We start from the raw sequence: 25558 nt of genomic DNA, 5'->3' as shown, positions 1-25558 counted from the left end.
CCGGGTCAGCTGCGGCCTGCAGCGCTGGCAGGGCTCAGGTAGAAGGTGAGGCGGAATTTGCCGATCTGGACTTCGCTGCCGGACTTGAGCTCCACGCTGTCCACCCGGTCGTGGTTGACGTACGTGCCGTTCAGGCTGTTGCGGTCCACCACTTCGAAGCTTTTGTCGGTGCGGCGGAACTCGACGTGCCGCCGGGAGACCGTAACGTCGTCAAGGAAAATATCAGCGTCCGGGTGGCGTCCGGCGGTGGTGACGTCCGAATCCAGCAGGAAACGGGCACCGGCGTTGGGGCCGCTGTGCGCCACGAGCAATGCCGAGAACGCGGGCAGCGCTTCCACGGAGGAGCGTTCCTCGGTGGAGAGTTTCGGGGCTATGGTGGGCTCGTCCGCCACCGGTGTGAGATGGATCGAGGTGGTCTCCGACGCTCCAGCCGCACCCGTGCCGTATTCCCCGTCGGCAGGGTTCTGTGTGTGGCCAGCCATGGATTCCTCCTCATTTCCGCAGCGGGCGCGCGCCCGCTTCCAACGATTACCCACCGGCCCTGCCCAGCAGGTCCGGCTCCGGCACCCCATCCTGTAGCTGACGTGCGGAGACGCCGTGCCTGGAACGCTGGGGCCGGACCGGATTTACCGGTTGGCTTTAGCCTACCTGCTGTTCGTACTCGGATGCACTGAGCAACGACTCAACGGCGTCCGCTTCGGCAAGTTTGACCTCGATGAGCCAGCCGTCACCATAGGGATCGGTGTTGATCAGGGCCGAATCACTGTCCAGCGACTCGTTGCGGGCCACCACTTCGCCGCTGACGGGAGCGTAGATGTCGCTGACGCTTTTGGTGGATTCAACCTCGCCCACCACTTCGTTCGCCGTAACTTTGGTGCCGGCTTCGGGCAGTTGGGCATACACCACGTCACCCAGCGCGTCCTGCGCGAAGTCGGTGATGCCTACCCGGACCACGCCCTCGGCGTTGGGAGCGGTGACCCACTCGTGTTCGGCGGTGTAGGACAGCTCTTCGGGAATGTTGCTCATCAGGGGCCTTTCAATCGGCTCGGACACCAAGGTCAACGCCGGCCCTGAAACGGACCGCCGGTGAAAGTATAGGCATATCCGGTGGCTGCATTCGCGGGGCTTTTGCGACAAGATGGGACCCATGAGTGGACGCGCCCGCACCCGCTGCCCGGAACCGGGCCGGTAGGACATGCCGGAGATGCCGGAAGTGGCCGGCCTGGCCGGATTCCTGGACGAGCACCTTCGGGGCGCCGTGGTGTCCTCGGTGCAGATTGTGTCGTTCGCGGTCCTCAAGACGGCCGACCCGCCGTATTCGGCGCTGGAAGGCCGGACGGTGGACGGTGTGCGCCGGTTCGGGAAGTTCGTCAGCATCGATGCCGGTGGCCTGTCCCTGGTGTTCCACCTGGCCCGTGCAGGATGGGTCCGTTTCACCGACTCCCCCGCAGCCGGCCGGCTGAAGCAGGGCAAGGGCTACATTGCCGCACGGCTGGCGTTCGAGGGTCCGGACGGTCCCCACGGCTTTGACCTGACCGAGGCCGGTACGCGCAAGAGCCTTGCCGTCTACGTGGTGCGTGACCCCCAGGAGGTGCCGGGGATCGCTTCCTTGGGGCCGGATCCGCTCAGTACAGGGTTCGACGCCGGCACCTTCGCGGAGATCCTGCGGGCAAGTCCGCAGCAGATCAAGGGGGTCCTTCGAAGCCAGGGCATTATTGCCGGGATCGGTAACGCCTACAGCGACGAGATCCTGCACGCCGCGCGCATTTCACCGTTCGCGATCGCCAAGTCCCTGGCTGCCGACGAGGTGGCTGCCCTGTTCGCTGCCATCCACACCATCCTCGGTGCGGCGCTGGCCGAGGCCCGGGGCAAGCCGCCGCAGGACCTCAAGGACGTCAAAAGAAGCCACCTGCGGGTCCATGCCAGGACCGGGCTGCCCTGCCCGGTATGCGGGGACACCGTCCGCGAGGTCTCCTTCGCGGACACTGCCCTGCAGTACTGCCCCACGTGCCAGACCAAGGGCAGGATCCTGGCAGACCGCCGGACGTCGAAGTTCCTGAAGTAAACCCCGGAGGTACTAGGCGGCCCGGACTTCCACGGTTCCGTCCGCTGCCCCGCCAAACACAATCAGCTGGTTGGCGATCTTGTCCGTGAAGAACCTGTCGTGGCTTACCACCACCACGGCGCCCGGGAAGTGCAGCAGGGCGCGTTCCATCACCTGGGTGCTGGGCAGGTCCAAATGGTTGGTGGGCTCGTCGAGGAGCAGCACGGCCGCCCCGGACAGCAGGCATTGGGCCATGGCGACGCGGGCCCGCTGCCCGCCGGACAGTTCACGGATGCGCTTCTTCTTGTCCGCCTCGGAGAACTGGAACATGGTCAGGAAGCGTCCCACCGACTTGCGCGTGGCGGTGAGGGCCAGGCTGTCGGGCATGGCGTTGACCGCGTGGGTGAGGGTGTCGTCGTCGTCCAGGTCTTCGAGGACCTGGTTGTAGGAGATGACTTTGGCGCCGGCAGCCCAGGCTACGGTGCCCGTGTCAGCTGTTTCCTCGCCGGTGAGGACGCGCAGCAGGGTGCTTTTGCCGCTGCCGTTGGCGCCCCGCACCACGATCCGGTTCCGGCGGCGGACCTCGAAGTCGAGGCCGGCGAACAGCGTGCGGTCCCCGTACCCTTTGCCCAGCCCGTTGACCCGGCACAGCACGTCCTTGACGTGCAGGCCGCGGTAGATTTCGGTGATGATTTCGTCCACGGGACGAGGCGCCCGGGATTTCCTGATGCCGGCCAGCTGTTTGTTCAGTCCCTTGCTGGCGGCTTTGGCGGCCTCGCGCCTGTCGGCGATGCCCTCCGCTTCAAAGGCCAGCAGCTCGGATTCGTGCACAAACTGGGCCTCGAGGCTCTTGAGCCGGAACTGTTTTGTGACGACGTACTCGGCGAAGTTTCCGGGGTATTCGTGGAGGTGGAAGTTCTCCACTTCCACGATGCGGGTGGCGACGGAGTCAAGGAACTTCCGGTCGTGGGAAACGATGATGGCTGCGCCCTTGAAATCGCGGAACCACGCTTCCAGCCATTCCACCCCCTGGATGTCCAGGAAGTTGGTGGGTTCATCCAGGAGCAGGACGTCCGGTTCCTCCAGGATGATCCTGGCGAGGGCCGCGCGGTTACGCCAGCCGCCGGAGAGGTCGTCGATGGCGCAGCTCCGGTGCGCTTCCACAAAACCGAGCTTGGTCAGGGCCTGGTCGATCTTCCGGTGGTAGTCCCACCCGTCGAGCCGGTCCATGGCTTCGAACAGTTCGGCCTGCCGGACAATCAGCCGGTCCTGCTCAGGGCCGCCTGCGGGATCGGCGGCGATCGCGGCGTCGATGGCTGCCAGTTCGGCCTCGACTTCGTGGACCTCGACGAACAGGGCGTCAAGGACCTCGGTGATGGTGGCGGTGCCATCCAGTTCGGAGAACTGGGAAAAGTACCCGATCCGGATGCCCTCATCCACGGATACGGTGCCGGACTCGGGTTCCACCTGGTCCAGGACGAGTTTGAGCAGCGTGGTTTTGCCGGAGCCGTTCCGGCCGATCAGGCCAACCCGGTCTTTGGCGTCGAGGCGGAAGAACGCCTCGCGCAGGATCTGCGTGTTCTCGAAACGGACGTGGACATCGTTCAATCGAACCAGGCTCACTGCGGTCCTTCCTGCTTAAACGGAAAAAGCACCCGATGTTCGGGTGCTTTTTCCTTATTTGGTCGGGCTGACAGGATTTGAACCTGCGACCCCTTGACCCCCAGTCAAGTGCGCTACCAAGCTGCGCTACAGCCCGCTGGTTCCGCCGTTCTCCGCTGTATGTCCACCCCGAATTCCTTCAGGATTTCCATCAGCAGTCCGGCCGAACCACCTAGAAGAGCTTACACGATTCCGGAGGGTGCCTGTGACACTTTCCGGCTGTTGCCTTCCAGGTGTGTCGGAATTAACGCTTCTTGCCGCGTTTTTCCCGGACACGCATGTTGACCTCGATAGGTGTTCCTTCGAAACCAAACGTTTCCCGGAGCCGGCGGGTGATGAACCGGCGGTAGCCCGGATCCAGGAATCCGGTGGTGAACAGCACAAACTTCGGCGGCCTGCTGGAGGCCTGGGTGCCGAAGAGGATGCGGGGCTGCTTGCCGCCGCGGACGGGGTGCGGGTGGGCCGCCACGAGTTCGCCGAGGAAGGCGTTGAGGCGGCCTGTGGGGATGCGCTTGTCCCAGCTTTCCAGGGCCAGGTCCAGGGCAGGCACCAGGCGGTCCTTGTGCCAGCCGGTCAGCGCGGAGATGTTGACGCGCGGAGCCCAGGCCACGTGGGCCAGGTCCCGTTCGATTTCCTTCTCCAGGTAGCTGCGGCGTTCGTCGTCAAGCAGGTCCCATTTGTTGAAGGCCAGGACCATGGCCCGGCCGGATTCGATGGCGAGCTGCAGGATGCGGACGTCCTGTTCGCTGAGGACCTCGTCCACGGCCAGGAGCACCACGGCGACCTCGGCTTTTTCGAGGGCAGCCTGGGTCCGGAGCGAGGCGTAGTAATCCGCGCCCTGGGCCATGTGCTGGCGGCGGCGGATGCCTGCGGTGTCAACAAACCGCCAGGTCCGGTCGCCGAGTTCGATGAATTCGTCAACCGGGTCCCGGGTGGTGCCGGCGGTGTTGTCCACCACCACGCGCTCGGAGCCGGCCAGCTTGTTCAGCAGCGAGGACTTGCCCACGTTGGGACGGCCGATCAGGGCGATCCGGCGCGGACCGCCGGAGCGTTCCACCCCCTCGATGGTGGAGAACTCGGGCAGGGTCTCGATCACGTGGTCGAGGAGGTCCGCGACGCCGCGGCCGTGCAGGGCCGAGACGGGGTACGGCTCGCCGAAGCCGAGGCCCCAGAGTGCTGCCGAGTCGGCTTCCTGGGCGAAGTCGTCCACCTTGTTCGCCACCATGATGACGGGCTTCTTGCTGCGGCGCAGCATTTTCATCACGCCTTCGTCCGTGGCAGTGGCGCCGACGGCGGAGTCCACCACAAAGAGCACGGCGTCGGCCAGCTCCACGGCCATTTCGGCCTGCTCGGCAACGCGGGCGTGGATGCCGCGGGCGTCGTGCTCCCAGCCGCCGGTGTCCACCAGGGTGAAGTTCTGGCCGTTCCAGTTGGCGGCGTACATCACGCGGTCGCGGGTGACACCGGGGGTGTCTTCCACCACCGCTTCACGGCGGCCCAGGATGCGGTTGACCAGCGTGGACTTGCCCACGTTGGGCCGGCCGATGATGGCCAGGACCGGGTCCAGCTGGACGGGACCGTCAAAGTCCGCGTCGTCGTAGTCCCCGCTGAGCAGGGCGGCGTCGTCCTCGTCGAGGTCGTAGTCAGCCAGGCCGGCCCGGAGGGACGCAGCGCGGAGCTCCGCCTCGTCGTCGCCGATCGCTGCCATCCGCTCTGCCACCTGGTCGGAGCCGGTGGGGGTGTATTCGTCTTCGCCGGCGCCGGAGTGGCCGGATGTTTGAGTCGTATCGCTCATTGCATTGTCCTTAAGGTCTGATCTGCCGGCGTCCCGGCTACTGCTGTCAAGTCTGTGTGATCCCCGGTGCCGGGCAACCGCTGTCCGCTGAGGCGGACTGCGTCCTGGACGTGCCCCGCCAGGGCTGCGCGGATCTCCTGCGCCGCCCTGTCCATTGAAGCACGCCCGCTTTCCCCGGCCCTGCGGCCCAAGGTGAGGGCCCCGCCGAAGCTGACGTGCAACCGCCGGCCCGGCCGGGGCACTGAGTCGAGGTGTTCGCCCCCGGTCCTGGTGCCCAGGATGGCGACCGGCACCACCGGGGCGCCGGTCTGCAGGGCCAGCCAGGCCACGCCGCTGCTGATGCCCGCGGCTTCACCGCTGCCCCGCGTTCCTTCCGGCAGGATGCCAACGCACCGGCCGGCGTCGAGCAGTTTGGTGCACCGCTGCAGCGCAGCCCGGTCCCCCGACCGGTCCACGGGAAGCTGCCCGGACGCGGTGAGGACCCGGCCCAGGAATCCCTTGAACATTTCCTGTTTGACCAGGATGTGCATGGGCCGCGGTGCTGCCCCGAACATCACGGGTCCGTCCAGGAAGCTGATGTGGTTGCCGGCGAAGATCACCGGGCCGCCGGTGGGGACGTTGTCCCTGCCGGTGATGGTGGTCCGGTAGATGAGGTGGTCCAGGACCCAGCCCACAGGCCGGCTCCAGGACATGGTCCAGCCGGCGGGTACAGCGGCTGTGCCCTTAGTCACGGTTCAGCACTTTCGTGACGATCACCAGGGCGGCATCCACCGTCTCCTCGAAGTCCAGGTCGGACGAGTCGAGGGTCACCACGCCGTCGGCTGCCTGGGTGAAGTTGACCACCGTGGAATCCCTGGCGTCGCGGTGGGTTACCTGCGCTGCCAGCTGCTCCGCGCTTTGGGTGCCGCCCAGCTGGATGCCGCGCCGGCGCAGGCGGGCCTCTTCGCTGGCGGTGAGCAGCATCCGGACTTCGGCGCCGGGTGCGACGACGGTGGTGATGTCCCTGCCCTCGACGACGATGCGGCGGTGGTGCTTTTCAATAAGCGCCCGCTGGCGGCGGATCAGTTCGGTCCGGGCGCCGAGAGTGGTGGCCACGGCGCTGACGGCAGCGGAGATTTCCGGCTCCCGGATGGCATCCGTGACGTCCGTTCCGCGCACCCGGACAAAGTCCTCCTGTGGGCTGGAGCTGAGCTCAAGCACCAGGTCCCGGGAGGCCTGCTCCACGGCCGCCGCATCCTCCAGGTCCAGGCCCTGGTCAACGCAGTGCCAGGTCAGGGCGCGGTACATCGCGCCGGTGTCAAGGTAGGCAAGGCGGAGCCGGCGCGCCACTTCCTTGCTGACGCTGGACTTGCCGGAGCCAGAAGGCCCGTCGATGGCAACTACCAGCGGCCGGCCCACGCGGAGCGCGGGCATGGTGTCGAGAAGTTCCTGTGTCATTACGAAAGTACCCGCCATCCGCGGTCGTTAAGGGCTTCGATCAGGTGGTCGTGCTTGTTCGGCAACACAGACAATTCCACCATGCCGACGTTTTGTCCGGACGAGTGGTCCAGGCGCAGGTCCTCAAGGTTTACCCCGATTTCACCGATTTCGGTCAGCAGCTGAGCGATCTGGCCCGGTTTGTCGTCCACCAGGACCGTGAGCCAGGAGTAGGCCTGCGGGGGTCCGCCGTGCTTGCCCGGGATACGGGCCTGCCCGGCGTTGCCTTCGCTGATGAGCTGGGCAAGGTCAAGCCGTGCGCCGGGAGCGGTGGGCTGCTCAAGGGTGCCGATAAGCCGGTTCAGGTCGTCACGGACGCCATAGAGGATCTCCACCACCTTGGCGGCGTTGCCGCCAAGGATCTGAACCCACAGGGTGGGGTCGCTGGCGGCGATGCGTGTGACGTCGCGGAGCCCGTTGCCGGCCAGGGACAGCGCGTGCAGCGGCGTCCCCTGGAGCCGGCTGGCCAGCAGTGATGACATCACCTGGGGCAGGTGGGAAACCAGCGCCACGGCAGCGTCGTGCTCGTCCGCCGTGAACTGGGACACCACGGCACCCAGGTCGGCGCCAATGGCCCTGGCCGCCTGCAGTGCAGTTCCGGAGGTTTCCGGGGTGGGGCAAACCACCCACGGCATGGAGGTGAAAAGTTCACCGCGCGCCGCCACCGGGCCGGACTTCTCCCGGCCGGCCATGGGATGGGTCCCCACGTACCGGGACAGGTCCGCACCGGTGGCGCGCAGCCGGGCCAGGATGTCCGCCTTCACGCTGGCGATGTCAACAACCGTTGCCTGCGGGTAGTCGGCGAGGGCGCCGGCCACCACCTCGGCAGTGACGTCCGGCGGTGCAGCCACCACCACCAGCTGCGGGCTGCCGTTGCCCAGTTCAGGCAACGGCCGGCCCGCACCGATGTCCACGGCCACGGCCTGGTTGGTGGGCGAAGGGTCCGCGAGGAACACGGGAACCCCGCGGCCCCGCAGTCCCAGCCCGATGCTGGCACCGAGCAGTCCCGTGCCAAGGACCACCACGGGCCCGTCCAGGTGCCCGCGGCCCTGGCTTTGGAAAGCGGACATGCCTCAGAGTCCTACGGATGCCAGCAGGTGGCCGACTTCCTGCTTGCCGAGGTTCCGGATGCTGCCCTGGCGCTGGTCGCCGAGGCCGATGGGGCCCACCTTGACGCGCACCAGGCGCAGCACGGGGAAGCCTACGGCGTCGAACAGGCGCCGGACAATCCGGTTCCTGCCCGAGTGGAGCACCACTTCGATGAGCACGTGGCCGGGGGTGGAGTCCACCAGCCGGAAGGAGTCCACTGACGCGATGCCGTCCTCGAGTTCAACGCCGGCCTTCAGCTCAGCGCCGATGCCCTGGGGGAACGGCCCGCGGACCTGCACCAGGTAGGTCTTGGGGACTTCGTAGGAGGGGTGCGTCAGCCGGTTGGCGAGTTCCCCATCGTTGGTCAGCAGCAGCAGGCCCTCGGTGGCCACGTCGAGGCGGCCTACATGGAAGAGGCGTTCGCCGTGGTTGTGGCGGATGAAGTCGCTGATGCAGGGCCGGCCGTCAGGATCCTCCATGGTGGACACAACGCCCTTGGGCTTGTTGAACACCAGGTAGGAGAGGGTTTCGTCCAGCTGGATCCGCAGGCCATCCACGTGGATGACTGCGGTCTTGGGGTCGATCCGGACGCCGAGTTCGGTGACCACCTGGCCATCAACCTCCACGCGGCCTTCGGCGATCATCTCTTCGCAGACTCGGCGTGACGCCACGCCGGCCTGGGCCATGACTTTCTGCAGGCGGATGCCGTCGGAGTCGTGCAGGTCCGACTGGGGCACGTCGCCGCGGGGGCCTTTCTTCCGGGCGGGCCGGCGGACCGGGCCCAGGTTCTGGCCGAAGCGTTCGCTGCCGAAGGCCCGTGACGCGGCTGCGCCGGGCTTGCCGGTGCGCGGTTTGGCTTTCGGGGCGCCAGGGGTGCCGGGCAGTTTCTTGGCGCCGGGCTTGCGTGCTGCAGGCTTGCGCGACGCCGGCCTGGCCGGGTTCGCGTCCGGGCCGCGGCCGCTGTCCGTGGCCTCGAGGTCCGGATCGACGAAGCGTTCCTCGCGCGGTTTCGGGGCGCGGTGCGGCCGGTCGCCGCCGGCAAACCCGCCGCCGCCGTTGAATCCGGCGCCGCGCTTTGGCGCGCCGCCGCGGGAGCCGCCGTTGAAGCCGCCCCCCTGGGGGGTGTTGCGTCCGGAAGTGTTGCGTCCCGAACCGTTACGTGGTGAACCCTGGCGTCCCGCCTGTGTCATGACCCGTCCTTCAATGTTTTTGGCTCTTAAAGGTGTCCAAGGACAACCCTAACCAGCCGTGCAGACTTCGTCTGCCCTGATGAGTAATCTTGCGCAGGCGGGGACGTGCCCCGCCTACATTCGTTCGGCGTCGTAGAACTCCGCGATGCCGTCCAGCCCCGGTAGGTGGGGAGACAGCTGCGGAAGCTCGGCGACGGAACCGATGCCCATCCGCTCCAGGAAATACGAGGTTGTCCGGTAGAGGATGGCGCCGGACTCGGGATCTGTTCCCGAGTCCTCAATCAGCCCGCGCTGGGCGAGTGTCCGTACGACAGAGTCAACGTTGACCCCGCGAATTGCAGACACCCTGGCCCGTGAAACGGGCTGGCGGTACGCGATGACCGCAAGGGTTTCCAATGCCGCCTGCGTGAGCCTGGCCGTCTGTCCATCCAGCACGTACTTGCCCACGATGCCGGCGAAGTCCGTGCGGGAGTAGATCCGCCAGCCACCGGCGATGTTCCGCAATTCAAAACCCCGGGGGCTGGAGCCGAAACCAGCGATGCTGGCCTTTTCCATATCCGGGGCTTTAACAGTATAACCGTTATACTCGCGCTGCAGTTCTTCGAGCAGGCCGCGGACGGCGGGGACGTCCAGCTCGAGCCCTGCGGCGAGCTCCTCCTCCGTGGCGGGCTGGTCCAGGACCATCAGGACGGCCTCGAGGGCGGACTTCGCACCGCCGGGAAGTTCGTGGACCTGCGCACCGGCTCCGGCGTTCGGTACTTCGTGGTTCACAGTTGTTCCTCGTATTCTTCGCTCAGATTCTCAGCGGACCAGTCGCCGTGACCGGCGGTCCAGTGCACGGCGAGTTCGGCCAGCGCCACCGGTTGGTCGAAGGACACCGCTTTGTCCCGGAACAGTTCCAGCAGGGCCAGGAAGCGGGCCACCACCACCAGGGACGAATCCGCATCGGCGATCAGCTCCCGGAAGGTCAGGGGTGATTGCTGCCGCAGGCGCAGGCCCAGGCGCTCGGCCTCCTCCTTCACGCTGACGTTGCTGCCGTGTCCGTGCAGGTGGGCCAGGCCCACCTCCGGGGGCGGGGCCGTTTTGGGGTTAAGCGCGCCTGCGGCAAGGGCGGCGAACTGTTCGGGACTGTGTTTCCACACCAGTTCGGGCAGCATGGCCGCGAAGTGCCCCTCCAGCGCCACCTGCCGGGGGAACCGCTGGCCCTCCTCATGCAGGGTGTCCCCCAGCAGCGACGCGACCTGCTTGAACGCCTTGTATTGCAGCAGCCGGGCGAACAGCAGGTCGCGGGCCTCGAGGAGCGCAACGTCTTCCTCGTTTTCCACCTCGCCCGCAGGCAGGAGCCGGGCCGCCTTGAGGTCCAGCAGCGTCGCGGCGATCACCAGGAACTCGCTGGCCTCGTCCAGGGCCCACTCGCCGCCCTGCTGCTGCAGGTTGCGGATGTACTTGATGAATTCGTCGGTCACCGTGGCGATGGCAACCTCGGTGATGTCCAGTTGGTGTTTGGCGATCAGGGCCAGGAGCAGGTCGAAGGGGCCCGTGAAGTTGGCAAGCCGTACTTCGAAGCCGGGTTTGGTTTCGGCCACGGCGTGGCTAGGGTGCGCCGCCGCGGGAAATCAGCTCTTTCGCGAGCCGGCGGTAGGCGTCAGCCCCCACGTGGTTGCCGGCGTAGCTGGTGATGGGCTCAGCTGCCACCGTGGCGTCCGCGAACTTGATGGAGCGCTTGATGACGGTTTCGAAGACCTTCTCGCCGAACGCTTCCACCAGCCGGGTGATGACTTCGCGGCTGTGCAGGGTGCGGGCGTCGTACATGGTGGCCAGCACGCCGTCCACCTGCAGGCGCGGGTTGAGCCGGTCCTGGACTTTGTCGATGGTTTCCACCAGCAGCGCCACGGCGCGAAGGGCGAAGAACTCACAAATCAGCGGGATGATGACGCCGTGCGCGGCGGTGAGGGCGTTGACGGTCAGCAGGCCCAGGGACGGCTGGCAGTCGATCAGGACAACGTCGTAGTCGTCCTGGACCTTCTTCAGGGCACGGTCAAGGACCTGCTCGCGGGCAACTTCGTTGACCAACTGGACTTCCGCGGCGGACAGGTCGATGTTGGCCGGCAGCAGGTCGACGTTTTCCACACCGGTCTGGTGGATGGCATCGCGGATGTCCACTTTGCGGTCCATCAGGACGTTGTAGACGGTGAGGTCCAGTTCGTGCGGGTTGATCCCGAATCCTGCCGACAGGGCGCCCTGCGGGTCGAAGTCCACCAGGAGGACGCGGCGGCCGTATTCGGCCAGGGCCGCAGCCAGGTTGATGGTGGAGGTGGTTTTACCCACTCCGCCTTTCTGGTTGACCATGGCGATGACCCGCGCCGGACCGTGGGAGGACAGTGGCGCGGGCTCGGGGAACTCGCGGTACGGACGCCCGGTGGGGCCCATGACCGTGTTGTCCAGGTCGAATTCCGTGCCCTCCAGAGTTGCCGAACCCTGTTCGCTGCTCACGTATCTATCCACACTTTCACTGACGGTGATGTCCTGCCGCCGGACGGGCCGGCAGCGTTCCTTCTTCTTCCCAAGGTTACAGCCGCGGGCAGGGCTTTCCGGGCAACTTGACTTTTCCCGGATGTTGAGCCTTGACCTTCTGGTTGAGGTCGAAGGTTGGGGTTTTCCCGGTAAACACCACCGCCCCCGCAGCTCAGGCTGCGGAGGCGGTGGGTGCTTGGGGGGTTGCTGGTCAGGCGTTGACCGGGACCTGCTTCGTTTCGGTGCCCGGGTCGGCGGCAGGGACCGTTTCGCCGTGGCCGGCGATCATGGTCTGCTCGTCGAAGGGCACTTCGCCGGAGAGGACGCGGCCCACCTGGTCGCCGTCGATTTCCTTGACCCAGGTGCCCACCAGGATGGTGGCCACCGCGTTGCCGGTGAAGTTGGTCAGGGCGCGGGCCTCGGACATAAAGCGGTCGATGCCAACAATCATGCCGACACCGCCCAGCAGTTCGGGCTTGTGGGCCTGCAGCCCGGCGGCGAGGGTGGCCAGGCCGGCGCCGGTGACGCCGGCTGCACCCTTGGAGGCGATGATCATAAAGACCAGGAGGGAGATCTGGGCGCCCAGGTCAAGGGGCGTGCCCATGGCGTTGGCCACGAACAAGGATGCCATGGTCAGGTAGATCGCGGTGCCGTCGAGGTTGAAGGAGTAGCCGGTGGGAACCGTGACGCCGACAACAGGCTTGGAGACACCCAGGTGTTCCATCTTGGCGATCAGGCGGGGCAGCGCTGCTTCGGAGGACGAGGTGGAGAAGATCAGGAGGTACTCGCGGCCCAGGTACTTCATCAGCTTGAAGATGTTCACGCCGGTGACCACCTTGAGGAGCCCGCCCAGGATGATGACGATGAACAGGGCGCAGGTGATGTAGAAGGCGAGCATCAGGGTGAACATGCTCACGATGGCCTGGAAGCCGGTGGCGCCGACAACGGCGGCGATGGCACCGAAGGCGCCGATCGGGGCGAGCCACATGATCATGATGAGGATCCGGAAGACCAGGGTCTGGGCGTGGCCGATGGCCTTGAGGATCGGGGCGCCCTGCGGGCCCATCTTCTGGAGTGCGAAGCCCACCAGGATGGCGGCCAGCAGGGTGGGCAGCACCGGAATGTCGCCGGGGATGATGCCGAGCAGGAACGCGACGGTGGGGTCGGTGGCGGCCGGCTTGGTGGGGTCGTAGGGGGTGAGCTTCAGGCCCTCACCGGGGTGGATCAGGTTGCCCACCACCAGGCCGATGGCCAGGGCGAACGTGGACATCAGGACGAAGTAGCCAAGGGCCAGGCCGCCCACCTTGCCCACCGTGGCTGCTTTGGCGATGGAACCGATGCCAAGGACGATGGTGCAGAAGATGACCGGGCCGATCATCATCTTGATGAGCTTGATGAAGCCGTCGCCGAGGGGCTTGAGTGACTTGCCCACCTCGGGGAACATCAGGCCCACCACGGCGCCGAGGATTACGGCGGCGATGACGGCGATGTAAAGGTAGTGCGACTTGTCGATGCCCTTGCGCTTGGCCTTGGGGGTGCCGAGCGACTCTCCTCGTTGAGAGGCCATGATGTGTCTCCTTATGGATAATCTTGAAGACGCTGCGGCACAGATTCTGGGCTCAAGGCGTCCTTGCGGTGTGATATCCATCATTGGGCACACCGTGACGCAGCTCACCGTTGCGTTCATATTGGTCGTGGGAGGTACTGATGATCCACAGCTGGAGTATCGCCCGCAGGCTGTTTGTGGCGAACCTGCTGATTGTGGTGGCGTTCATCGCTGTGGTGGGGACGGCCACCTACCTGGACGCGAGGGACCGCACGTACGACGAGGCAGGCCTGCGCATGGCCGGCATCGCCTCCGCCATCGCCGCCAGTCCCCTGGTGCTGGCGGCAGCGGCGACGCCGGACCCCTCAGCCCTGCTGCAGCCTTACGCCCGGGAGGTGATGGCAGGGGCCGACGTCGACTTCATCACCATCATGGCCCCGGACCGGACCCGGTGGACCCACCCCCGGGACGAGGAGCTGGGCCGGCCGTACATCGGTTCCATTGACGCCGCCCTGCAGGGGCAGGAGTTCACCGAGGTCACCGCGGGGACCCTGGGCCCGTCCGTGCGGACCATCGTTCCGGTGAAGGACGCCGGCGGCACCGTCCGCGCCCTGGTGGCCGCGGGCGTCACGGTCCGCACCGTGGACGTGGCGTTTGCCGCCCGGCTGCCTGCCCTGCTGGCCATCGGCCTGGCCCTGCTGCTGGGCGGTTCCCTGGCATCGTGGCTGCTGGGCCGCTACCTCCGCCGGGTCACCCGCGGCTGGGGGCCGGAGCAGCTCTCGCAGCTCTTCGCCTACTACGAATCCGTGCTGCACTCGGTCCGGGAAGGACTCATCCTCATCGACACCCGCGGCAGCGTGGTGATGTACAACGACCAGGCCGCCGAGCTCCTGGGCCTTGCGGCCAGCAGCCTGGACCCCACCAGGCCACCGCAGCTGGCGGACCTGCCGCTGGACGATGGCCTACGGCGGCTGTTCGAGTCGGGACGGACCGTCAAGGACGAGATCATCCTGGCCGGTTCGCGCATCCTGGTGGTGAACCAGGCGCCGGCGAAGGGGCCGGCAGGGGCTGGCTCCCGGGGCAGGGCTGATGTTTACGGCACCGTGGCCACGCTGCGGGACAGGACCGAGATCGAGGCGCTGGGCAACGAGCTGGAAACCATGCGCACCCTCTCCGGGGCGCTGCGGGCCCAGACGCACGAACATGCCAACCGGCTGCACACCATGGTCTCGCTCCTGGAGCTGGGCCGGACCCAGGAGGCGCTGGACTTCGCCACCCAGGACCTGGCCCTGAGCCAGCGGCTGACCGATGACATGGTCAGTTCGGTGGACGAGCCGGTCCTGGGGGCCCTGGTGATGGGCAAAGTGGCCGAAGCCCACGAGCGTGGCGTCCAGTTGGACGTGGCAGCCCTTGGCTCCGGCACAGTGGCCGGCGTCGCAGTCCAGGACCTGGTGACCATCATGGGCAACCTGCTGGACAACGCGATCGATGCAGCCGCAGACGGCCCCCCGCCGCGCCGGGTGCAGCTGACGGTGGAGTCGGATGAGGAAGGCCTGGACGTGACGGTCCACGATTCCGGCGCCGGCATCAGCGCGGCCGCCGCGGAGAACATCTTCCGGCACGGCTACAGCACCAAGCAGTCAGGGCAGGGCAGCCGGGGCATCGGCCTGGCGCTGGTGCGGCAGGCAGTGCAGCGGCTGGGCGGTACGCTGGCCATCAACGGCCGGCGCGGTGCCAAGTTCGAGGTTTTCCTGCCGGCAACCCTGCCCGCCGAACCGGCCGAACCCGCCGAAAAGGAGCACTGACCGTGAGAGAGATCCGCGTCCTCGTTGTTGAGGACGAGGCCATCGCCGCCGCTGCGCATGCGGCCTACGTGGGCAGGCTGGAAGGGTTTGTGCTCGCCGGCACCGCACCGGACGGCCAGTCGGCGCTGCGCCTCCTCACCGAGTTTTCAGCGGCGGGCGATCCGGTGGAGCTGGTGCTCCTGGACATGAACCTGCCGGACCTGCACGGCCTGGACATCGCCCGGCGGATGAGGTCCGCCGGGATCCTGGCGGACATCATCGCGATCACCGCCGTCCGGGAGCTGGCGATCGTGCGCAGCGCCGTGGCCATCGGCGTGGTCCAGTACCTGATCAAACCGTTCACTTTTGCCACGTTCGCGGACAAACTCGAGAGCTACCGGCAGTTCCGCCGGCAGCTGGCCGGGGCGGGCGCAGGCCGGGCCGGGGCGTCCCAAAGCGAGGTTGACCAGGCATTCGCCAGCCTCCGGGCCCCGTCGGAACTGCCGCTGCCCAAGGGCCTGTCCAGCTCCACCCTGGGCTCAGTCCAGGAGTTCCTGCAGGAGCAGCAGTACGCGGTCTCGGCGACGGAAGTCATGGACGCCCTGGGCATGTCCCGGGTGACGGCCCGGCGCTACCTCGAGTACCTGGCCGACGCCGGAACGGTCTCCCGGACGGCGCGTTACGGTACGCCGGGACGGCCGGAGAACGAATACCGGTGGGGCGGCCACTGAGGCACCCGGCGGGTGCCGCCGTCGTGCACGTATTCCAGGGTCACGGCCTGGCCGGGCCTGCGGGCCAGTCCGCGTAGCTGACGGCAGCGACGCTGTCATTGTCGGCGGCCAGTTCCACCCTGACGTCGGTGCGCCGCCCTGAGATCATGGCCGGGAGCCAGTGTTCGGCATCCGCCCACATCTGCCGGACGGGCAGCTGATCCACTGGATACCACTGTGGCGTGATCTCATCACTTTCAGACGGCTCGCCTTCCCAGCGGTGAGCCAGGAACACGGTGGTGAACATGTCCCATTCCGGCCGGTAAGGGAAAACAAAGTCGACGGTTCCGGCCGGCACCAGGTCCGCGGCGGCAACCACAACGTCCACCTCTTCGCGTACCTCGCGGCAGATTGCGGCCCGCACGGTCTCCCCCGGTTCGACATGGCCGCCTACGCCCACCACCTTGCCGCGGCCGAAGCCGGTGCGCTTGAGCCCCAGGAGGACCTCCTGGCCGCCGGCTGCGTCGCGGAGGAGGAAACAGAGGGTCACCTGTGCTGCAGTCATGCGCCAAGCCTAGTTGCGCCGCCCGGACACACGGCGCCGGCGGCACCGGCATGTGGGAAGCTCTACCTGTGACTCCAGAATCAGCCCACGCGCTCCGGCCTGCCCGCAGCTCAACGATCGACGCGCGGTTGCCCGCCTGGCTGGTCCGCAACCCGCTGCACTGGGGCTGGGCCTGGGCCGGGTTCTGGACTGCGCTGATCGCCGTCGACGAATTTGTGGACCTGGCCGGCTGGACCTGGTACCTGCTGGTGGGCATGGCTGCCCTGCCCACGCTGGTGTGCACGCTGACGGTCCTGCATGTCACGCCGCGGACCGAAGTGAAACCGGTCCGGGAGTCGGTGCTGGGGCTCTTTTTTGTGAGGTTCCTGGCACTGGTGGCGGCGTTTATGGTCTGGGCGGTCTCGGTGGTGCTCAGCGCTTCGATCTCCACCACCATCCAGGCGCTGGCGGGAGATTCAGAACGGGAGGTGACGGCGCTGGGGCTGAACCTGATGGCCGCCATGGTCCCTTTGGTGGTCTCGCTCCTGTGGCTGGCCTTTGTGGCGCGCTGCGCCTGGTTCCTGCGCCGGCTTCGCGGCTGGCGGCAGTTCCCCGTCCTGTCGAGGGTGCCAAAGTCGTTCCTGCGGGGCCGGCCGCGGCTGCGCCGCGTGGTGATCGGGCTGGCGCATCCGGGCCTGATGCTGGTGGCTGCCATGGGATCCTCCGTGCTCGCGTTCCTGCTTGGCGCCGTGGAGTTGACCATCGAAGCGGTGCTTTAGGCCGGCGCCGGGGTCCTAGCCCAGGGCCCGGGGGTGCGCTGCAGCGTAGATTTCCCGCAGGGTGTCCGCCGTGACCAGGGTGTACACCTGGGTGGTGGTCACCGAGGCGTGCCCCAGCAGTTCCTGGACCACACGGACATCTGCGCCGCCCTCGAGCAGGTGGGTGGCGAACGAGTGCCGGAGCGTGTGCGGCGAGACGTCACGGGTGATGTTGGCTTTTTCGGCGGCGGCCTTCAGGATGGTCCAGGCGCTCTGCCGGCTGATCCGGCCGCCCCGGGCGTTCAGGAAAAGCGCGGGTGTGCCTTTGCCCTTGGCGGCCAGCAGCGGGCGGCCACGCACCAAGTACGCGTCAACGGCCCGGGCGCCATAGGATCCCAGCGGCACGAGCCGTTCCTTGGATCCCTTGCCGAACAGCCGAACCACCGCCGGGCCTTCGTCCGGGCCAGCCAGGGAAATGTCATCAACGTCCAGGCCCACGGCCTCGCTGATCCGGGCACCGGTGGAGTACAGGAATTCCAGCAGCGCCCGGTCCCGGAGCCCCGCCGCCGTGTCGGTTCCGGCAGCCTCGAGGATCCGGGTCACCTCGTCAACACTGATGGCTTTGGGCAGGCGCTTGCCCGGCATGGGCGGGTGGACTTCGCTGGCGGGGTCGGCGGTGGTGTAGCCCTCCAGGGCCCAGAACTTGTGCAGCCCGCGGACGGCCACGACTGTCCGGGCGGCGGAGCGCACCCCCAGCGCTGAGCCGCCGTCGGATCCTTCCGAGAGGGCACGGACGAATCCTGTGACATCGTGCCGGGTGATGTCCGCCGGCTGGTTGCGGCCAGCGGCCATCAGGTACCGGGCATACCGGGACAGGTCGCGGCGGTATGCGGCGAGGGTATTGGCGGCCAGGCCGCGTTCGACGCCCATGTGCTGGAGGTAGTCAGTGATCCCCCGGTCAACGGCCGACGGCGGCGGCGCAGGGGGTGCCGGTGCCTGCGGTGCCGGTGCTTCCGCCGGGATCGCCTCTGCCGAGGGGCCGGGGACCATCAGCGCTGGCTGGGGTGCGCCGGCCAGGGAGCGTCCGCCGGCCGCAGGTCAGCGTATCCGTTGGCCCGGGCAGCGGCGGCGGCCAGGATGCCGACGACGGCGGACGGGTTGTGCAGCCGGCCGGCCAGGACGGACGCCACGGCCTCATCAAGGCTGATCCAGTGGAATTCGATTTCCGCTTCCTCGTCCGTGCGCTCATGCCGTTCGTGGTGCGGGATCTCCGTCAGGTCCCGGGCAAGGTAGATCCTGATGGCTTCGCTGGAGGAGCCCGGGGAGTTGAAGAAGTCGGTCAGGACGTTCCAGGTACCGGCGGCAATGTCGGCCTCTTCGGCCAGTTCCCGGGCAGCGCCCACCACGAAGTCCTCGCCCTCAATGTCGAGGAGGCCGGCCGGGATTTCCCAAAGGTCCATGCCTACGGGGTGCCGGTATTGCCGGAGCAGGAGGATCTGGCCGTCCGCGTTCATGGGCAGGACGGCCACGGCGCCGGGGTGGTCGATGTAGTCGCGGGTCAGGGGCGCTCCGGCGTCCTGGAGCGTGAACGTGTCACTGACCACGTCCCAGATCCGGCCTTTGTAGACCTGCTCCGTGGACAAAAGACGGCGCGGGCTCGGTGCATCCGAAACCTGCCTGCTGGCAGGGGTGGTTTCAGGTGTACCGGGCATCGCGCCGTCTCTTTTCCGTTGTGGACTACTTAGCGGCTACCGTACCGGACTGCTTGGCCTTCGAGGCGCCGGCGGTTACCGTGTCGGTGCCGTTCTGGTGGGCCAGGGCGGCCTTGACCAGGCCGGCGAACAGCGGGTGCGGCCGGGTGGGGCGCGAGCTCAGCTCGGGGTGCGCCTGCGTGGCCACGTAGTAGGGGTGGACATCCGCGGGCAGCTCCACGTACTCCACCAGCTTGCCGTCCGGGGACGTGCCGGAGAAGACCAGTCCTTCGGCGGCGATCTGGTCGCGGTACTTGTTGTTGACCTCGTAGCGGTGGCGGTGCCGTTCGCTGACGGTGGTCTTGCCGTAGGTTTCGGCGATGACCGAACCGGCGTCGAGCTTGGCTTCGTAGAGGCCCAGGCGCATGGTGCCGCCGAGGTCGCCGCCGCCTTCAACGAATTCCAGCTGCTCTGCCATGGTGGCAATGACCGGGTACTTGGAGTCCGGCTCGAACTCGGACGAGGACGCGCCTTCCAGGCCCACCACGTTCCGGGCATACTCGATGACCATGCACTGCAGGCCCAGGCACAGGCCCAGGACGGGCAGGCGGGTTTCGCGGGCGAACTTCAGGGCGCCCAGCTTGCCTTCCAGCCCGCGGATGCCGAAGCCGCCGGGAACGCAGATGGCGTCAACACCCTTGAGTGCTGCGACGGCACCTTCGTGCGTTTCGCATTCGTCGGAGGGAACCCAGCGGATCTGGACCTTGGTGTCGTTGGCGAAGCCGCCGGCCCGCAGTGCCTCGGTCACGGACAGGTAGGCGTCCGGGAGGTCGATGTACTTGCCCACCAGGGCAATTTCGACGTGGTGCTTGGGGTTGTGGACTGCTTCGAGGAGCTTGTCCCAGCTGGTCCAGTCGACGTCCTTGAACGGGAGGTCCAGGGCACGCACGATGTAGGAGTCCAGGCCCTGGGTGTGCAGGGTCTTGGGGATGTCGTAGATGCTGGGCGCATCGGCGGCGTTGACCACGGCGTCGATGTCCACATCGCACATGCGGCCGATCTTCTCGCGCATGGCGTCCGGAACTTCGCGGTCCGAGCGGATGACGATCGCTTCGGGCTGGATGCCGATGGAGCGCAGGGCGGCCACGGAGTGCTGCGTTGGCTTGGTCTTCAGTTCCTGGGAGGGGCCGATGTACGGGACCAGGGACACGTGCAGGAAAAAGACGTTGCCGCGGCCGATGTCCTGGCGGACCTGGCGTGCGGATTCGAGGAACGGCTGGGATTCGATGTCCCCCACCGTGCCGCCGATTTCGGTGATGATGACGTCCGGGGCGTTTTTGCCTTCCGCGGGCAGGCGCATCCGGCGCTTGATCTCATCGGTGATGTGCGGGATGACCTGGACGGTGTCGCCGAGGTATTCGCCGCGGCGCTCCTTGGCGATCACCGTGGAGTACACCTGGCCGGTGGTCACGTTCGCGGAGCCTTCGAGGTTCTCGTCGAGGAAACGCTCGTAGTGCCCGATATCCAGGTCCGTCTCGGCGCCGTCGTCGGTCACGAAGACTTCGCCGTGCTGGAAGGGATTCATGGTGCCCGGATCCACATTCAGATAGGGATCGAGCTTCTGCATAGTTACAGACAGGCCGCGGGCCCGCAGGAGGTGACCAAGGCTGGAAGCCGTGAGTCCCTTACCGAGCGAGGACGCCACACCACCGGTTACGAAGATGTGTTTGGTCGTCTTGGATGAACCCGGGAACCGGGAATTTACACGGGAATTTGATCGCTGCACCACGGAATTCGAGCCTATCATCAATTGAGCCTTCCACGGGTCGGGCACCGGCTGTCCCAAACGTTCAAGTGTGCGTCCCACCGTGGCGGATGTTCAAGGCGTGGACCTCTGCAATTATTTCCGGACTGCAGCCATCAGGCCCGCTGCGGCAGGAGTTTTGCGTCATCCAGCAGTTCCTGGGCATGCGCGCGGGCGGACTCGGAATCCTCTTGCCCGGCCAGCATGCGGGCAAGTTCGCGGACCCGTTCGGGGCCGTCGAGGAGTCGCACATCACTGGACGTGAAGCCGGTGGCCGTGCCGCCGTCGGCTCCCCTGACGGAGGTTTTGGTGACCGTGATGTGCTGGTCGGCGAAAGCTGCCACCTGCGGCAGGTGGGTGACCACCAGGACCTGGACGTGCCGGGCCAGCATGGCCAGCCGGCGGCCGATCTCCACAGCCGCCCGGCCGCCGACGCCGGCATCAACCTCATCAAACACAAACGTGGGGACGGGGTCCACTGCGGCGAGCACCACTTCGATGGCGAGCATCACACGAGACAGTTCACCGCCGGACGCACCCTTGCCCAAGGGCCTGGCGGGGGCGCCGGAATGCGGCTGCAGCAGGAAGGCGATCTCGTCCGCGCCATGGGGGCCGTGCATGGCGGCCGGCTCCAGCGTGATCACCAGGGTGGCATCAGCCATGGCCAGGGCCTTGAGCTCCGCGCTGACCCGGGACGATAGGTCCTTGGCCGCCTTGGTGCGGATCTTAGTGATGCCTGTTGCCAGTTTCTTCAGTTCCGCCTCGGCGCGGGCAACATCGGCCTCGAGTGTTTCGATGCGGGTGGAGTCGTCCTGGAGTTCGTCGAAGCGCACCCGTGAGCGGTCGGCCCACCCGAGCACCTCATCGATGGTGGGCGCGTATTTGCGGACGAGTTTCGCCAGCGCCGCCCGCCGTTCCTCGATTTCGGCGAGCCGCTCCGGGCCTTCAGTGTCCAGACCGGCCTGGTAACTGGCCAGGTCGGTGGCGATGTCGTTGAGCAGGAAACCCACCTCGGCCAGCCGGGCCGCGGCCTGGCCGAGCTCGGCGTCGTGCTCCGCCACATGTTCCAGGGTCCGTTTGGCAGCGTCCACCAGGGTAGTGGCGTCACCGGCGTCGCCGAAATCTTCGGCGATAAGCGCCTGGTGGGCGGTGCTCGCGGCAATCCGGAGTTCCTCCACGTTGGCAAGCTTTACAGCCTCGGCCTTAAGCGACTCGTCCTCCCCCGGCTGCGGATCAACTTCGTCGATCTCGGCCAGGGCCACCTGCAGGGACTCCGCCTCGCGGAGCCGGTCGCGGGCGGCATTGCGCAGGGCGTCCAGTTCCGCCTGGCTGGACTTCCAGTGCGCGAAGAGGTCCTGGTAGGCGGCCAGCGGCGCGGCAAGGGTGTCCCCCGCGAACTTGTCCAGCGCCCCGCGTTGCGCGGTGGCGCCCTTGAGCCTGATCTGGTCCGATTGGCCGTGGACCACCACCAGCGTTTCGCCGATCTCGGCGAGGACGCCCACCGGGGCCGCCCGGCCGCCCAGGAACGCACGGCTGCGGCCGTCCGCACCCAGCCTGCGGGCCAGGATCAGTTCAGCGCCGCCGTCGAACTCCTCAACGTCCGCACCGGCTTCCACGGCGCGGGCGACGGCGGGGTGGCCGGCGTCGAGCTTCAGGACGGCTTCGGCGGTGGCACTTTTGGCACCGCTGCGGACTGCGCCGGCGTCGGCGCGGGCGCCCAGCAGGAGCCCGACGGCGGTCACCACCATGGTTTTACCGGCACCGGTTTCGCCGGTGACAACGCTCAGTCCCGGCCCCAGCGGCAGCGTTGCGTCGGTGATGACGCCCAGATCGCGGATTCTCAGTTCTTCAAGCATGGTGTCACTTTGCAGTCGGTGGATCGGTGGGGGCGGCCTCGTGGTCCGGCGGCACGGGCAGCGGGGGCATGACCCTCGGCGTCCGGACGATCGGGATGGGGCCGGTGTGGACCGACTCGGCCTTGGGCACGGGGCCGCGCCAGCCGTGGATGGGCAGTTCGAACTTGCGGACCAGCCGGGCGGAGAACGGGGTCTGGTGGGTGCGGGCCAGCCGCACGGGGGTGGTGGATTTGGTGACTTCCACGCGTGCTCCGGGAGGCAGGTCCACGGACCGCCGGCCGTCGCACCACAGCACGCCCTGGGCGTCCGTCCGGCTGAGGATTTCCACGGCGAGCCGGGACCGCGGCGAGACCACCAGGGGTTTGGCGAACAGGGCGTGGGCGCTGATGGGGACAATAACCAGGGCCTCCACCTCCGGCCACACCACGGGTCCGCCGGCGGAGAAGGCATAGGCGGTGGATCCCGTGGGTGTGGCCACAACGATGCCGTCGCAACCAAAGGACGTGAGCGGGCGTTCGTCCACTTCTGTGACCACTTCGAGCATCCGTTCCCGGTTCGCTTTTTCGATGGCGGCCTCGTTCAGGGCCCAGGTGTGCCAGATCTTCTGGCCCTTGACCCACACCTGCACGTCGATGGTCATCCGCTCTTCCACCGTGTATTCACGGCTGGCAATCCACTGCACGGTCTGGGCGAGGTCCGCCCGCTCGCTCTCGGCGAGGAATCCGACGTGCCCCAGGTTGACACCGAGCAGGGGGACATCAACTTCGCGGACCAGTTCAGCAGCGCGCAGGATGGTGCCGTCCCCACCCAGGACCATCACCAGTTCAACGTCCGGGAGTTGCACTTGGTTGTGCAGCACCTCCACAGGCTGGGCCAGGTGGCCGAAGAACCGCTCCATGTCAGCCAGTTCGGAGTCCTGCATCACCGGAACCATCCCGGAGGCGTGCAGGAGGGCACAGGCCTCCCAGGCAGCCTTCAGTGATTCCTCGCGGCCGGTGTGGGCAAGGACAAGGACACGCCTGCTCATCAGGTTCCGCTCTCTAGTGGTTCGGCCAGATACGTCCGAGCAAGGCAGCGATGGCTGCCTCCCGCTCTTCGATCTTAGGCAGGTCTTGGGTCATCCTGCGTTTTATCCACAGGAAGTATTCGACGTTTCCGTCCTGGCCGGGCAACGGACTGGCTGCCAGGCCCCGAAGGTCGGTGCCGGCGTCGAGCGCTGCGTTGGCAACCTTTTCCACCGCCATCCGGCGTTCCCGCTCGGAGGTCACCACCCCGTTGCGGCCCAGGCGGTCCTTGCCGATCTCGAACTGCGGCTTAACCATCAGCACCAGGTCCCCGCCCGGTTCCGTGGCCAGCGCCAGCGGCAGCGCCACCAGGGTCAGGGAGATGAAGGACAGGTCCGCCACTGTCAGGGCCACGGCGCCGCCGATCGCGTCCGCTGCCATGTACCTGACGTTGAGGCCTTCATGGACTTCCACGCGCGGATCGTTCCGGATCCGGGGCACCAGCTGGCCGTGTCCGACGTCGACAGCCACCACGTGCGCGGCGCCGCGCCGCAGCAGGACATCAGTGAAGCCGCCCGTGGAGGCGCCGGCGTCGAGGCACCTTTTGCCCGCCACGGCAATGTCCGGGAAGGCGTCCAGCGCGCCGGCGAGCTTATGCCCGGCCCGGCTGGCATAGGTGTCCTGGGCGTCGTGTTCGACGGCGAGTTCGCGCTCATCGTCCACCTGGAGGGACGCCTTGGCGAGGACCTGGCCGGCGGAGCTGACTTTACCTTCGGCGATCAGGGCTGCGGCGTGCGTACGGGACCGTGCCAGGCCCCTGGCAACGAGGGCCTGGTCAAGACGGACCGGCATCAGGCGTTGCCGTCCGCGGATCCGGCGCCGGCCGGCTCTTCATTAAGCGCGGCCAGAAGCCCGTCATGCAGCCCGGCGTACGCCTCTTCGTGCGTATCAACGGGCTGCCCGGGGAGCTCTGCCAGCCTGGCCAGCACCGCAGCCACCCGCGGATCGGAGATTGCGGGGCCCGCCGCCTCCGGCCAGTCCGGTGACGGCTGGACTGGATCGGAATGCTCGGATGCGCTCAGCTCAGTCATTCCACCAGTCTAGTGATTGAGCCAGGCCAGCTGCGGCGCCTGGGCCGAGGCCGCGTCGGGCGTTGCAGCCCACCAGGCGGCGCACGCAGCGCGCCAGGCGTCCAGGCTGTCGGGGCTGCCGATGACCCCGACTGCGCCGTTGGCCACCCGGGCCGAGGCTGCGCCGCAGGTGTAGGTGCCGTCGTCGTGCGTCACGTCCGGGTAGGGCTGGAACAATTCCGGCAGGCTGCCGATGATGTAGGTGGGGCGCTCCGCGGCCCTGGCGGCGAGTATGGTTTCGCGGGTATCCACGCCGGTAAGGACCGCCACGGTGGCGAAGCCGGCGTTGTTGCCGCCCAGGATGTCGGTGTCGAGCCGGTCGCCCACCACCAGGGGACGCTCGGCGCCCAGCCGTTTGGCGGCGGAGTGGAAGAGCGGCGCTTCGGGTTTGCCGGCAACCCGCGGTTTCTGGCCGGTGGCCGCCGCGACAGCTGCCACCAGGGTGCCGTTGCCCGGGGCGATGCCTCGGGCCTGCGGGATGGACATGTCAGTGTTGGTGGCCACCCACAGCGCACCGGCGTTGACAACGAAGGTAGCCTCCGCAAGGTCCTTCCAGCCGAGCCCGGGGTCGAAGCCCTGCACCACCGCCACCGGATCCTCGTCCTGCGAGGAGACGGGAACCAGGTTCACGAGTTCCAGTTCGTGGGCCAGCGCGGCGCTGCCGGTCACCAGGACCTTGGCGCCGGCGGGCAGCAGCGACGCCAAGAGGTCCGCTGCCGCCTGGGACGAGCTGACCACCTGCTCATCAGCGGCGGGTGCGCCGAGATCGCGCAAGTGGGCTGCCACCTGCGCCGGGGACCGGGATGCGTTGTTGGTCACATAACCCAGTCCCACCCCCACACCCGCAAGCTGTTGCAGCGACTCGATGGCGCCGGGGATGGCGGCCGGGCCGGCGTAGACAACGCCGTCCAGGTCCGCCAGGAGCGCATCAAACCGGGAAATCAGGGTTACGTCAGCCATC

The 25558-nt window shown here is 67.4% G+C and carries 25 protein-coding genes and 1 tRNA gene; 4 read left to right on the top strand and 22 right to left on the bottom strand.

Features of this window, described 5'->3' with window-relative positions; translation table 11 throughout:
• Positions 1-5 precede the first annotated feature (5 nt).
• Together ACRB8A_RS07310 and gcvH are read right to left on the bottom strand one after the other, a co-directional pair.
• Positions 6-482 carry an FHA domain-containing protein gene (locus ACRB8A_RS07310; protein WP_285241807.1) on the bottom strand — a complete coding sequence of 159 codons (477 nt, stop codon included), beginning with the start codon at positions 480-482 and terminating at the stop codon, positions 6-8.
• A 157-nt stretch (positions 483-639) separates the two neighbouring features.
• A complete protein-coding gene (gene gcvH, locus ACRB8A_RS07305) occupies positions 640-1026 on the bottom strand; it encodes a glycine cleavage system protein GcvH (RefSeq protein ID WP_050686078.1) in 387 nt (128 codons plus the stop codon).
• A 169-nt stretch (positions 1027-1195) separates the two neighbouring features.
• Between gcvH and ACRB8A_RS07300 the strand changes: the two genes are divergently transcribed.
• Complete coding sequence (locus tag ACRB8A_RS07300; protein WP_285241806.1) at positions 1196-2065, top strand: Fpg/Nei family DNA glycosylase; 870 nt, start codon at positions 1196-1198, stop codon at positions 2063-2065.
• Positions 2066-2077: 12 nt separating this feature from the next.
• On the opposite strand, the gene ACRB8A_RS07295 is transcribed toward ACRB8A_RS07300, so the two are convergent.
• The 11 genes from ACRB8A_RS07295 to ACRB8A_RS07245 form a co-directional block, all read right to left on the bottom strand.
• On the bottom strand, positions 2078-3667 hold the full coding sequence (locus ACRB8A_RS07295) for an ABC-F family ATP-binding cassette domain-containing protein (RefSeq protein ID WP_056598719.1): 1590 nt from the start codon (positions 3665-3667) through the stop codon (positions 2078-2080).
• 59 nt (positions 3668-3726) lie between these two features.
• Positions 3727-3803: transfer RNA gene (locus tag ACRB8A_RS07290), tRNA-Pro, on the bottom strand.
• Between the two features lie 147 nt (positions 3804-3950).
• Entirely contained in the window at positions 3951-5501 is a 1551-nt protein-coding gene (gene der, locus ACRB8A_RS07285) for a ribosome biogenesis GTPase Der (RefSeq protein ID WP_056598716.1), read from the bottom strand.
• The gene (locus tag ACRB8A_RS07280) at positions 5498-6193 is read right to left on the bottom strand and encodes a lysophospholipid acyltransferase family protein (protein ID WP_050686073.1); all 696 of its coding nucleotides are present in this window, start codon (positions 6191-6193) and stop codon (positions 5498-5500) included. The genes der and ACRB8A_RS07280 overlap by 4 nt, the downstream gene beginning before the upstream one ends.
• A 31-nt stretch (positions 6194-6224) precedes the next feature.
• Positions 6225-6938, bottom strand: coding sequence for a (d)CMP kinase (gene cmk, locus ACRB8A_RS07275; RefSeq protein WP_050686071.1), 714 nt, complete (start codon positions 6936-6938; stop codon positions 6225-6227).
• The gene (locus tag ACRB8A_RS07270; protein WP_432245905.1) at positions 6938-8047 is read right to left on the bottom strand and encodes a prephenate dehydrogenase; all 1110 of its coding nucleotides are present in this window, start codon (positions 8045-8047) and stop codon (positions 6938-6940) included. The genes cmk and ACRB8A_RS07270 overlap by 1 nt, the downstream gene beginning before the upstream one ends.
• A gap of 3 nt (positions 8048-8050) precedes the next feature.
• Complete coding sequence (locus tag ACRB8A_RS07265) at positions 8051-9256, bottom strand: pseudouridine synthase (protein ID WP_050686067.1); 1206 nt, start codon at positions 9254-9256, stop codon at positions 8051-8053.
• A gap of 114 nt (positions 9257-9370) precedes the next feature.
• A complete protein-coding gene (gene scpB, locus ACRB8A_RS07260; RefSeq protein WP_056598710.1) occupies positions 9371-10027 on the bottom strand; it encodes an SMC-Scp complex subunit ScpB in 657 nt (218 codons plus the stop codon).
• Complete coding sequence (locus tag ACRB8A_RS07255) at positions 10024-10842, bottom strand: segregation and condensation protein A (protein ID WP_050686063.1); 819 nt, start codon at positions 10840-10842, stop codon at positions 10024-10026. The genes scpB and ACRB8A_RS07255 overlap by 4 nt, the downstream gene beginning before the upstream one ends.
• A 7-nt stretch (positions 10843-10849) precedes the next feature.
• Positions 10850-11749: a ParA family protein gene (locus ACRB8A_RS07250; RefSeq protein WP_050686062.1), complete on the bottom strand. Its 900-nt coding sequence runs from the start codon at positions 11747-11749 to the stop codon at positions 10850-10852.
• Positions 11750-11981: 232 nt separating this feature from the next.
• Positions 11982-13337, bottom strand: coding sequence for a cation:dicarboxylate symporter family transporter (locus ACRB8A_RS07245; protein ID WP_050686061.1), 1356 nt, complete (start codon positions 13335-13337; stop codon positions 11982-11984).
• 140 nt (positions 13338-13477) lie between these two features.
• Here ACRB8A_RS07245 and ACRB8A_RS07240 point away from each other — a divergent pair, with 140 nt between their 5' ends.
• Both ACRB8A_RS07240 and ACRB8A_RS07235 read left to right on the top strand, forming a co-directional pair.
• Positions 13478-15121 (top strand): sensor histidine kinase, encoded by a 1644-nt coding sequence (locus ACRB8A_RS07240; RefSeq protein ID WP_056598707.1) that lies wholly within the window; start codon positions 13478-13480, stop codon positions 15119-15121.
• A gap of 2 nt (positions 15122-15123) precedes the next feature.
• A complete protein-coding gene (locus ACRB8A_RS07235; RefSeq protein ID WP_432245904.1) occupies positions 15124-15831 on the top strand; it encodes a response regulator in 708 nt (235 codons plus the stop codon).
• Between the two features lie 40 nt (positions 15832-15871).
• On the opposite strand, the gene ACRB8A_RS07230 is transcribed toward ACRB8A_RS07235, so the two are convergent.
• The gene (locus tag ACRB8A_RS07230; RefSeq protein WP_056598701.1) at positions 15872-16375 is read right to left on the bottom strand and encodes an NUDIX domain-containing protein; all 504 of its coding nucleotides are present in this window, start codon (positions 16373-16375) and stop codon (positions 15872-15874) included.
• A gap of 68 nt (positions 16376-16443) precedes the next feature.
• On the opposite strand from ACRB8A_RS07230, the gene ACRB8A_RS07225 reads away from it, so the two are divergent.
• Entirely contained in the window at positions 16444-17133 is a 690-nt protein-coding gene (locus tag ACRB8A_RS07225; RefSeq protein WP_231686072.1) for a hypothetical protein, read from the top strand.
• A gap of 15 nt (positions 17134-17148) precedes the next feature.
• Here ACRB8A_RS07225 and xerD read toward each other — a convergent pair whose 3' ends face one another.
• The 8 genes from xerD to ACRB8A_RS07185 all read right to left on the bottom strand — a co-directional run bounded on the left by xerD (position 17149) and on the right by ACRB8A_RS07185 (position 25557).
• Positions 17149-18162, bottom strand: a complete 1014-nt coding sequence (gene xerD, locus ACRB8A_RS07220; protein WP_432245903.1) for a site-specific tyrosine recombinase XerD — start codon at positions 18160-18162, stop codon at positions 17149-17151.
• Positions 18162-18824, bottom strand: a complete 663-nt coding sequence (locus tag ACRB8A_RS07215) for an NUDIX domain-containing protein (RefSeq protein ID WP_050686055.1) — start codon at positions 18822-18824, stop codon at positions 18162-18164. Before ACRB8A_RS07215 ends, xerD begins: the two co-directional genes overlap by 1 nt.
• A 25-nt stretch (positions 18825-18849) precedes the next feature.
• Positions 18850-20610, bottom strand: coding sequence for a CTP synthase (locus ACRB8A_RS07210; protein WP_050686053.1), 1761 nt, complete (start codon positions 20608-20610; stop codon positions 18850-18852).
• 113 nt (positions 20611-20723) lie between these two features.
• Complete coding sequence (gene recN / locus ACRB8A_RS07205; protein ID WP_432245902.1) at positions 20724-22463, bottom strand: DNA repair protein RecN; 1740 nt, start codon at positions 22461-22463, stop codon at positions 20724-20726.
• A 4-nt stretch (positions 22464-22467) separates the two neighbouring features.
• Positions 22468-23490 carry an NAD kinase gene (locus ACRB8A_RS07200; protein ID WP_050686050.1) on the bottom strand — a complete coding sequence of 341 codons (1023 nt, stop codon included), beginning with the start codon at positions 23488-23490 and terminating at the stop codon, positions 22468-22470.
• A gap of 13 nt (positions 23491-23503) precedes the next feature.
• Entirely contained in the window at positions 23504-24319 is an 816-nt protein-coding gene (locus ACRB8A_RS07195; RefSeq protein ID WP_050686049.1) for a TlyA family RNA methyltransferase, read from the bottom strand.
• A complete protein-coding gene (locus ACRB8A_RS07190) occupies positions 24319-24558 on the bottom strand; it encodes a hypothetical protein (protein WP_056598692.1) in 240 nt (79 codons plus the stop codon). The genes ACRB8A_RS07195 and ACRB8A_RS07190 overlap by 1 nt, the downstream gene beginning before the upstream one ends.
• A 9-nt stretch (positions 24559-24567) precedes the next feature.
• Complete coding sequence (locus ACRB8A_RS07185) at positions 24568-25557, bottom strand: HAD-IIA family hydrolase (protein ID WP_056598689.1); 990 nt, start codon at positions 25555-25557, stop codon at positions 24568-24570.
• Position 25558 lies beyond the last annotated feature (1 nt).

It is taken from the genome of Arthrobacter sp. G.S.26, assembly GCF_050847375.1.
In the GTDB taxonomy this organism is placed as follows: domain Bacteria; phylum Actinomycetota; class Actinomycetes; order Actinomycetales; family Micrococcaceae; genus Arthrobacter.
The sequence above is the reverse complement of the archived record's forward strand: the minus strand, read 5'-3'. Positions and strand labels throughout refer to the sequence as shown.

Bases quoted from the DNA above. Each gene is read 5' to 3' on its own strand.
- ACRB8A_RS07185 (WP_056598689.1), bottom strand. From the start codon at position 25,557: ATGGCTGACGTAACCCTGATTTCCCGGTTTGATGCGCTCCTGGCGGAC.
- recN (WP_432245902.1), bottom strand. From the start codon at position 22,463: ATGCTTGAAGAACTGAGAATCCGCGATCTGGGCGTCATCACCGACGCA.
- ACRB8A_RS07215 (WP_050686055.1), bottom strand. From the start codon at position 18,824: ATGCCCGGTACACCTGAAACCACCCCTGCCAGCAGGCAGGTTTCGGAT.
- gcvH (WP_050686078.1), bottom strand. From the start codon at position 1,026: ATGAGCAACATTCCCGAAGAGCTGTCCTACACCGCCGAACACGAGTGG.
- xerD (WP_432245903.1), bottom strand. From the start codon at position 18,162: ATGGTCCCCGGCCCCTCGGCAGAGGCGATCCCGGCGGAAGCACCGGCA.
- cmk (WP_050686071.1), bottom strand. From the start codon at position 6,938: ATGACACAGGAACTTCTCGACACCATGCCCGCGCTCCGCGTGGGCCGG.
- ACRB8A_RS07265 (WP_050686067.1), bottom strand. From the start codon at position 9,256: ATGACACAGGCGGGACGCCAGGGTTCACCACGTAACGGTTCGGGACGC.
- ACRB8A_RS07190 (WP_056598692.1), bottom strand. From the start codon at position 24,558: ATGACTGAGCTGAGCGCATCCGAGCATTCCGATCCAGTCCAGCCGTCA.
- ACRB8A_RS07310 (WP_285241807.1), bottom strand. From the start codon at position 482: ATGGCTGGCCACACACAGAACCCTGCCGACGGGGAATACGGCACGGGT.
- ACRB8A_RS07200 (WP_050686050.1), bottom strand. From the start codon at position 23,490: ATGAGCAGGCGTGTCCTTGTCCTTGCCCACACCGGCCGCGAGGAATCA.
- ACRB8A_RS07300 (WP_285241806.1), top strand. From the start codon at position 1,196: ATGCCGGAGATGCCGGAAGTGGCCGGCCTGGCCGGATTCCTGGACGAG.
- ACRB8A_RS07230 (WP_056598701.1), bottom strand. From the start codon at position 16,375: ATGACTGCAGCACAGGTGACCCTCTGTTTCCTCCTCCGCGACGCAGCC.
- ACRB8A_RS07210 (WP_050686053.1), bottom strand. From the start codon at position 20,610: ATGATAGGCTCGAATTCCGTGGTGCAGCGATCAAATTCCCGTGTAAAT.
- ACRB8A_RS07240 (WP_056598707.1), top strand. From the start codon at position 13,478: ATGATCCACAGCTGGAGTATCGCCCGCAGGCTGTTTGTGGCGAACCTG.
- ACRB8A_RS07280 (WP_050686073.1), bottom strand. From the start codon at position 6,193: ATGTCCTGGAGCCGGCCTGTGGGCTGGGTCCTGGACCACCTCATCTAC.
- ACRB8A_RS07270 (WP_432245905.1), bottom strand. From the start codon at position 8,047: ATGTCCGCTTTCCAAAGCCAGGGCCGCGGGCACCTGGACGGGCCCGTG.
- ACRB8A_RS07245 (WP_050686061.1), bottom strand. From the start codon at position 13,337: ATGGCCTCTCAACGAGGAGAGTCGCTCGGCACCCCCAAGGCCAAGCGC.
- ACRB8A_RS07195 (WP_050686049.1), bottom strand. From the start codon at position 24,319: ATGCCGGTCCGTCTTGACCAGGCCCTCGTTGCCAGGGGCCTGGCACGG.
- der (WP_056598716.1), bottom strand. From the start codon at position 5,501: ATGAGCGATACGACTCAAACATCCGGCCACTCCGGCGCCGGCGAAGAC.